Source organism: Blastomonas sp., from assembly GCF_041747255.1.
In the GTDB taxonomy this organism is placed as follows: Bacteria; Pseudomonadota; Alphaproteobacteria; order Sphingomonadales; family Sphingomonadaceae; genus Blastomonas.
Window position 1 is genome coordinate 1 of the sequence record NZ_JBGTFM010000139.1, and the last position, 6,624, is coordinate 6,624.

Genomic DNA, 6,624 nt, shown 5'->3' on the forward strand with positions numbered 1-6,624 from the left:
CGCCCGCACCGCGCACCGATTCGATCAGGCCGGCGGCAGACAGTTTGCTCACCAGTTTCTGCGCGGTGGGCAGGGGCAGGCCGGTTTCGGTCGCCAGCGCGCGCGCGTTGCAGCGAATACCGCCGCAATGGCGCGCAGCGGCGCTCATCAGCACCACGGCATAATCGGCAAGGCTGGACATGCGCATAGGGCAGGTTCCGGTTAATCAGAGTAAATCGTTCTGATTATCAGATGGCGGCTTTTGGCTTGAAAATCAAGGGCTGGTTCGCTGCTTGACCCAGCGTCAGGGTTCCTCCCCTCTACCATGCCGCTTCGCGACACGGTCCCCCTCCCCGAGCCAAGCTTGGGCAGGAATTGTTATGTCACGTCTCTGCAACCAGCGGGCTGATGCTGCCTTTCAGCGCGGCGCGTCGGTCGATCAGCGCGGCGATTTCGCCCTCGCCGTTGCGCAACCGGTTGGGTGTCGTTCCGGTAAACAGCTTGAGCTCGCGAATCATGTGGCTCTGGTCGTAAAACGCATCGCGCAAAAAATCGGCTTCATTCGGGCCTGCGTCAATCAGCGTCCGCGCAGCCCGCAGTGCGCGATATTTGCGCGACAGATATTTGGGCGGCATGCCGTAGAGCTGCTTCACCCGGCGGGTCAACTGGCGTTCGGACAGGTTTGACCGGCTGTGCAGATTGCCCACCTTCGGTGACACCTCCGATGCCAACCATGAATCGACGAGCCGGGTGAAGCGGACCAGGTCCGTGCCTGCTTCGGCAACAATCGGCGCGAGAATGGCATCGGCCGCAGCCGCCATCTGCGGCAGCGTCTCGAGGGCGCTCAAGGTTGCCAGATGCTGCTCAATCCGGGGAAACAGGCTAGCCGCAGGGACCACACGGTCAAGAAAGTCTGCCGCGTTGCGTTGGGTCAGCGCGCCCCAGCCTGCCGCGGTAATGCCAAGGCCGAACATGCGAAAAGGACCTTCGATCTCAAACCGGACCGCCGCCGTTGTCGGCCCGTGCAGCACAACGCCGCTGCACAGTGTAGATGTGCCATCGGGTGCATACATGATCACCCGGCCGTTCATACCGAACCGCAGCTGTGCAATCGCGGCACGCTCCCCATCGGTGAAATGCGGCAACGGGCTGTCGAACAGATAATAGACCGACACGAATTCTCGCAGCGCTTCACCGGGAAGCGCATAATCCAGATGCGGCATTGACGACCCCATTCCACCGCTCAGTCACACGGGATATACCGTGTCGCGCCGACGGTGTTCCTTCTTTGTCGACCCATCAATGCTATAGCGTGAAAATGATGCAAAAAAAAGGCGATCTCGCTGCAATGAGCAAGATCGCCTTTAAGGAAAAGAACCCATGGCAAAATGCCAGGAGCCCTTCGGGTCGCAGCGCCTGTATAAATGCTGAACACGAAAATCGATTGGATGGATTCGACACAATGAAAAATCGTGGAAAATCCTGAGCCTAGCCTCGCACCTCGCAAAAGCGCGAAAAGCCGCAGAAATCCTTAGAACGCCAACGTAAGCCTTAGCCTCGCCCGCCCGAGGCGATCCATGCATCGATGCGTTCTTCAAGCACGGTCAGCGGCACCGGCCCACTTTTGAGCACCACATCGTGAAAAGCCCCATAGCTGAACGACTCGCCCAGCGCCTGTTGCGCACGCCCGCGCAGTTCCATGATCTTGAGCTTGCCGATCATATAGGCGTTGGCCTGGCCGGGGTAGACGACATAGCGTTCGATCGCCTTTGAGATGTCGCCGTCCGGGTTGGGGGTGTTGTCGGTCAGATACTGGATCGCCTGTTCGCGGCTCCAGCGCTTGTGGTGGATGCCGGTATCGACGACCAGGCGGCACGCGCGCCACAGCTCCATGCCCAGCCGCCCAAAATCCGAATAAGGGTCCTGGTAGAAGCCCATGTCCTTGCCCAGCTCCTCGGTATAAAGGCCCCAGCCTTCGGTGTAGGCGGTGACCCCGCCAAAGCGGCGGAACGGCGGCAGGTCGCCCAATTCGGTCTGCACCGCACGCTGCAGATGGTGGCCCGGCAACCCTTCGTGATAGGCCAAAGCCTCAAGTTCGGTCGTCGCCATATCCTTGAGGTTATACAGGTTCACATAATAGGTGCCGGGGCGTGATCCATCGGGCGCGGGGCTCTGGTAGAACGCCTTGCCCGCTGATTTCTCGCGGAACGCCTCGACCGCTTTGACCACCAAGGGTGCCTTGGGCAGGGTGTTGAAAAATGCGGGGAGCCGCGCCTCCATCGCCTTCATCTTGACATCGACCGCAGCGAGATACTCTTCGCGGCTGCCCATGTAGAACCGCTCATCGGTGCGCACGAAGGCGAAAAACTCCTGCAGCGTGCCGGTAAAGCCCACCGTCTTCATGATCTCGCGCATCTGCATGTGGATGCGCGCGACATTGTCGAGGCCGATCTGATGGATCTCGTCGGCGCTCAGCTCAGTTGTGGTGTAATTGGCCAGCCGCTCGGCATAATAATCCGCGCCGTCCTTGAAGCGCCAGACGCCGTCCTCGGTCGGGGCGATCGCCTGCTGGCGTTCCATCTCGGCAATCACCCGTTCATAAGCGGGCTTGACGCTGGTCAGCAGCGCCTGCTTGCCCGCCCCAATCAGTGCGGTCTTCTCTGCCTCGGCGATGTCCAGCGCGGTCACCTTCTGGGTCAGATCGGCGAGCAGGGCCGACGGTGCGCCACTGTCAAACGGCGCGCCCTTGATGACATTGCGCGCGTCATCGATGACGAACGGATAGACCCATCTGGGCGGCATCACCCCCATATCGGCGCGCGCCTTGGCTTCGGTCAGCATCCCGTCGAGTCGTGGCCCGATGCCCTGAAGCCGCGACACATAGGCCTCGGCATCGCTTTTGCTGGCGACGCGGTGGATGTTGATCAGAAAGGCAGGCATCTGCGCCTGCGCGCCGTTCATCTGGTCGAAAATATACGCGTTGCGTCGAAACGGGTGGGCGCGTGCCGCGCGCTCGGCCTGATATTCGAACAGGCGGATGCTCAGCCGGTCTTCCTCGCTGAGCTTGGCCGGATCGAACTGCGCGCGCAATGTCGCCAGCGCCTTTTGCCCGCGCTCGAAGTTCGCGATCTCGGCTGCATCGGTCGGGTCGTTCCATTTGCCGTAATCGGCATCGCGGATGCCGCGATATGCCTTGCCCTGCGGTTCTGCAGCCAGATTGTCAGCATCGACCTGCTCAAAAAAGGCCGCCAGCGCCGGGTCTTCGGCGGGCGCGGCAACGGTCGCGGTTTGCGCCTGAGCGGGAAACGCCAAAGCCAACGGGCTGGCGGCGATCAGCAGGGCAGAGGTAAGCAGACGAAGGGTCATATGCGACATTTCTTTTTATCAAAGCGTTGGCGCAAGGGTAAACCACGCCGCGCGCGGCTTGACCAGCCCCCCCCTTGACCACCCTACCCTCACCCCGCCATAGCCTGCGGCCATGCTGTTCACCCTCGCCCGCCCGGCCATTTTCACGCTCGATGCTGAACATGCGCATCGCTTGACCATCGCCGCGCTGCGGCTGGCCCCGGCGTCAGCCCCGCCGCGCGCTGACCCAATGCTGGCGATGCGCGTCGCCGGGCTGGATTTCCCCATGCCGGTGGGCCTTGCCCCGGGATTCGACAAGAATGCCGAGGTGCCGCACGCGATGTTCGGCTTTGGCTTCGGCTTTGTCGAGATCGGCACGGTGACGCCGATGGCGCAGAAGGGCAATGAACGTCCACGCCTGTTCCGGCTGGTCGAGGACAAGGCGGTGATCAACCGCATGGGCTTTAACAACGATGGCGCGGAGGCCGTGGTGGCACGGCTGAAGGCCGGGCAGAGCCGCCCCGGCATCATCGGCGTCAACATCGGCGCAAACAAGGATTCGGCTGATCGCATCGCCGATTATGCGACGATGACGCAGATCATGGTGCCGCTGGCGCGCTACCTGACCGTCAATATTTCATCGCCCAATACGCCGGGGCTGCGCGCGCTGCAGGATGCAGGCGCGCTGGCCGCGCTGATCGATGCGGTGCTGGCGGCGCGCGGCAACCATAGCTGCCCGGTGTTCCTGAAGCTCGCGCCCGATCTTGAGCCTGCCGACATCGACGACATCACCCGCATCGCGCTCGAGAAACGGCTCGACGCGCTGATCGTCTCGAACACCACGATCACCCGGCCCGCGTTGCATTCGCGCCATGCAGGCGAGGGCGGCGGCCTCTCCGGCGAACCCTTGCGCGATCTCGCGCAGCAGTGCTTGCGTGACTTTCGCGCGAGCAGCGGCGGTGCGATCCCGCTGATCGGCGTGGGCGGCATCGCCAGCGCCGAAGACGCCTATGCCCGCATCCGCGCGGGCGCTTCGCTCGTCCAGCTGTATTCGGCGCTGGTGTATGAAGGGCCGGGGTTGGCGGCGAAGATCAACCGTGGGCTTAAGGCGCTGCTGACGCGCGATGGCTTTGCGACGCTTGCTGATGCTGTGGGGGTGGATGTGGTGGGGGTGGATTGAGTCCGCTCGCATAAAGCTCAGCTGTTTTCCGGCGAACGCCGGAATCCAGGAGTCAGATAGCACTGACCCGCTCTGGACTCCGGCGTTCGCCGGAGAACGGCAGATCTGATGGGTTCGCGCCTTCGCGTCTTCGCGTGAAACAAACCCGCCCCACCACCAGCCTTGCCGCGCTGCCAGCCCGCGTTATAACCCTCGCGTATGATCACCTTGCCCCGCACGCTGCTCACCGCAGCCACCCTCGCCCTGTCATCTGTTTCCATCGCCTGCCAGGCACAGACCTCTGCGGACACCTCCGCCACCGCCGAACAAGGCAAGGGTGTGGTCTCATCTGCTGACGCGCGTGCCACCGCAGCGGGGCAGGAAATCCTGCGCAAGGGCGGATCGGCCAGCGACGCGGCGATGGCGATGATGCTCGCACTCACCGTGGTCGAACCGCAAAGCTCAGGCATCGGCGGCGGCGGCTTTTTGCTGCACCATGATGTCGCCTCCAACCGGATGCAGACCATCGACGGGCGCGAGATGGCCCCGGCATCAGCGAGCGAAACCCGGTTTGTAGACGCCGACGGCAAGCCGCTCGGCTTTCTTGACGCCTTTCAGGGCGGGCACAGCGTCGGCGTACCCGGCAACATCCGACTGATGGCGATGGCGCACGAAAAATGGGGCAAGCTGCGCTGGGCCGATCTGTTCGCGCCCGCGATCCGCCTGGCCGAAGACGGCTATGAGGTGTCCGATGTGCTGGCGCGCGCGTTGGCGCGGCTTGCGCCGATCTGGGCGCGCTTTCCCGATGCGCGGGCGATCTACTGGAACGCCGCCGGGCCGAAAACTGCAGGCGACCGGGTGACCAACCCGGCGCTGGCAGAGTTGCTCAGAGCGGTTGCGAACCAAGGTCCCGACGCATTCTACACCGGCAAGCACGGTCAGGCGCTGGTCGATGCGGTGAGCAAAGCCCCAGTCAACGCCGTGCCGATGACCATGGCCGATCTCGCCGCATACCGGGCGAAAGAACGCCCCCCGGTGTGCTCGCGCTATCGTGGCTACAAGGTGTGCGGCATGGGTCCGCCGTCATCGGGCGCGACCACCGTGCAGCAGATTCTGGGCATGCTGCAACCGCATGACATCGGCGCGCTGGGCAAGGACAATCCGCAGACCTGGCACCTGATCGGCGAGGCGATGCAGCTCGCTTATGCTGACCGCGAGCAGTATCTGGCTGATGCCGATCTGGTCTCGGTCCCAGTCAACGGCCTGCTTGATCCGACCTATGTCGCTGCGCGCGCCGCGCTGATCGATCCGGCCAAATCGCTTGGCAGCTATGCGGCAGGCAAACCGCCGGGGGCCCAGCCGCGCACCGCCGCAATCTCGAGCGAAGCAGCTGGCACCACCCATTTCGTTGCGGTCGATGGCGCGGGCAACATCGCCAGTATGACCTCGACCGTCGAAGGGCCGTTCGGCAGCCAGCTGATCGCCAACGGCTATTTCCTCAACAACGAGCTCACCGATTTCACCTTTGCGCCCGAGCAGGATGGCGCGCCGGTGGCCAACCGGGTGCAGCCGGGCAAGCGGCCCTTGTCATCGATGTCGCCGCACATCGTTTATGATGCTCATGACCGGCCGGTGCTGGCGCTCGGGTCAGCGGGCGGCAAGCGGATCATCATGCATGTCACCAAGGCGCTGATCGGCTTTATCGATTTTGGCCTGCCGGCCGCTGAGGCGCTCGCGCTGCCCAACATCTATTTCGGGCGCGGGTCGCTGCTGGTGGAGGAAGGCACCTCGCTCGCAGCAATGAACGAGGCGCTCGCCGCCTTTGGCCAGCCGGTGGTGGTCAGCGATGTCAGCTCAAAGCTCAATGCCGCTGAATATCGCGGTGGCGCATGGACCGGCGTTGCCGATCCACGCAGCCCGGGGATCGCTTTGGCCGAGTGATGCGTTGAGGGGAATGGCGCGCAATTGCTCCTGCCGACAAACCGGTCTAAAGCATTCGCCCACAGACCGCACAGCAAGCGCGGCGCAGACAGGAGCCTGTTGACGGTGATCGCGGACAAATCCATGGGCCAGTTCGCCCGGTTCGACAATCTGGTATCGATGTTCTTTGTGCGCGCCGATGAGCTGGGCGATGCGCCGTT

General features: G+C 63.3%; 6 protein-coding genes. 3 read left to right on the forward strand and 3 right to left on the reverse strand.

The annotated features are described in order from the left end of the window. Positions 1-187 (reverse strand): Rrf2 family transcriptional regulator (locus ACEW8G_RS04905; RefSeq protein ID WP_373487327.1); only part of this gene is annotated, 187 nt, incomplete at its 3' end. A gap of 175 nt (positions 188-362) precedes the next feature. Further along, positions 363-1,202 carry a helix-turn-helix domain-containing protein gene (locus tag ACEW8G_RS04910; protein WP_373487328.1) on the reverse strand — a complete coding sequence of 280 codons (840 nt, stop codon included), beginning with the start codon at positions 1,200-1,202 and terminating at the stop codon, positions 363-365. 89 nt (positions 1,203-1,291) lie between these two features. On the opposite strand from ACEW8G_RS04910, the gene ACEW8G_RS04915 reads away from it, so the two are divergent. Beyond that, a complete protein-coding gene (locus ACEW8G_RS04915) occupies positions 1,292-1,465 on the forward strand; it encodes a hypothetical protein (RefSeq protein ID WP_373487329.1) in 174 nt (57 codons plus the stop codon). A 65-nt stretch (positions 1,466-1,530) separates the two neighbouring features. Here ACEW8G_RS04915 and ACEW8G_RS04920 read toward each other — a convergent pair whose 3' ends face one another. Continuing rightward, the gene (locus ACEW8G_RS04920) at positions 1,531-3,354 is read right to left on the reverse strand and encodes a DUF885 family protein (protein WP_373487330.1); all 1,824 of its coding nucleotides are present in this window, start codon (positions 3,352-3,354) and stop codon (positions 1,531-1,533) included. A gap of 103 nt (positions 3,355-3,457) precedes the next feature. Here ACEW8G_RS04920 and ACEW8G_RS04925 point away from each other — a divergent pair, with 103 nt between their 5' ends. Both ACEW8G_RS04925 and ggt read left to right on the forward strand, forming a co-directional pair. Further along, positions 3,458-4,504 (forward strand): quinone-dependent dihydroorotate dehydrogenase, encoded by a 1,047-nt coding sequence (locus ACEW8G_RS04925; protein ID WP_373487331.1) that lies wholly within the window; start codon positions 3,458-3,460, stop codon positions 4,502-4,504. Between the two features lie 198 nt (positions 4,505-4,702). After that, positions 4,703-6,424: a gamma-glutamyltransferase gene (gene ggt / locus ACEW8G_RS04930; protein WP_373487332.1), complete on the forward strand. Its 1,722-nt coding sequence runs from the start codon at positions 4,703-4,705 to the stop codon at positions 6,422-6,424. Positions 6,425-6,624: the final 200 nt, after the last annotated feature.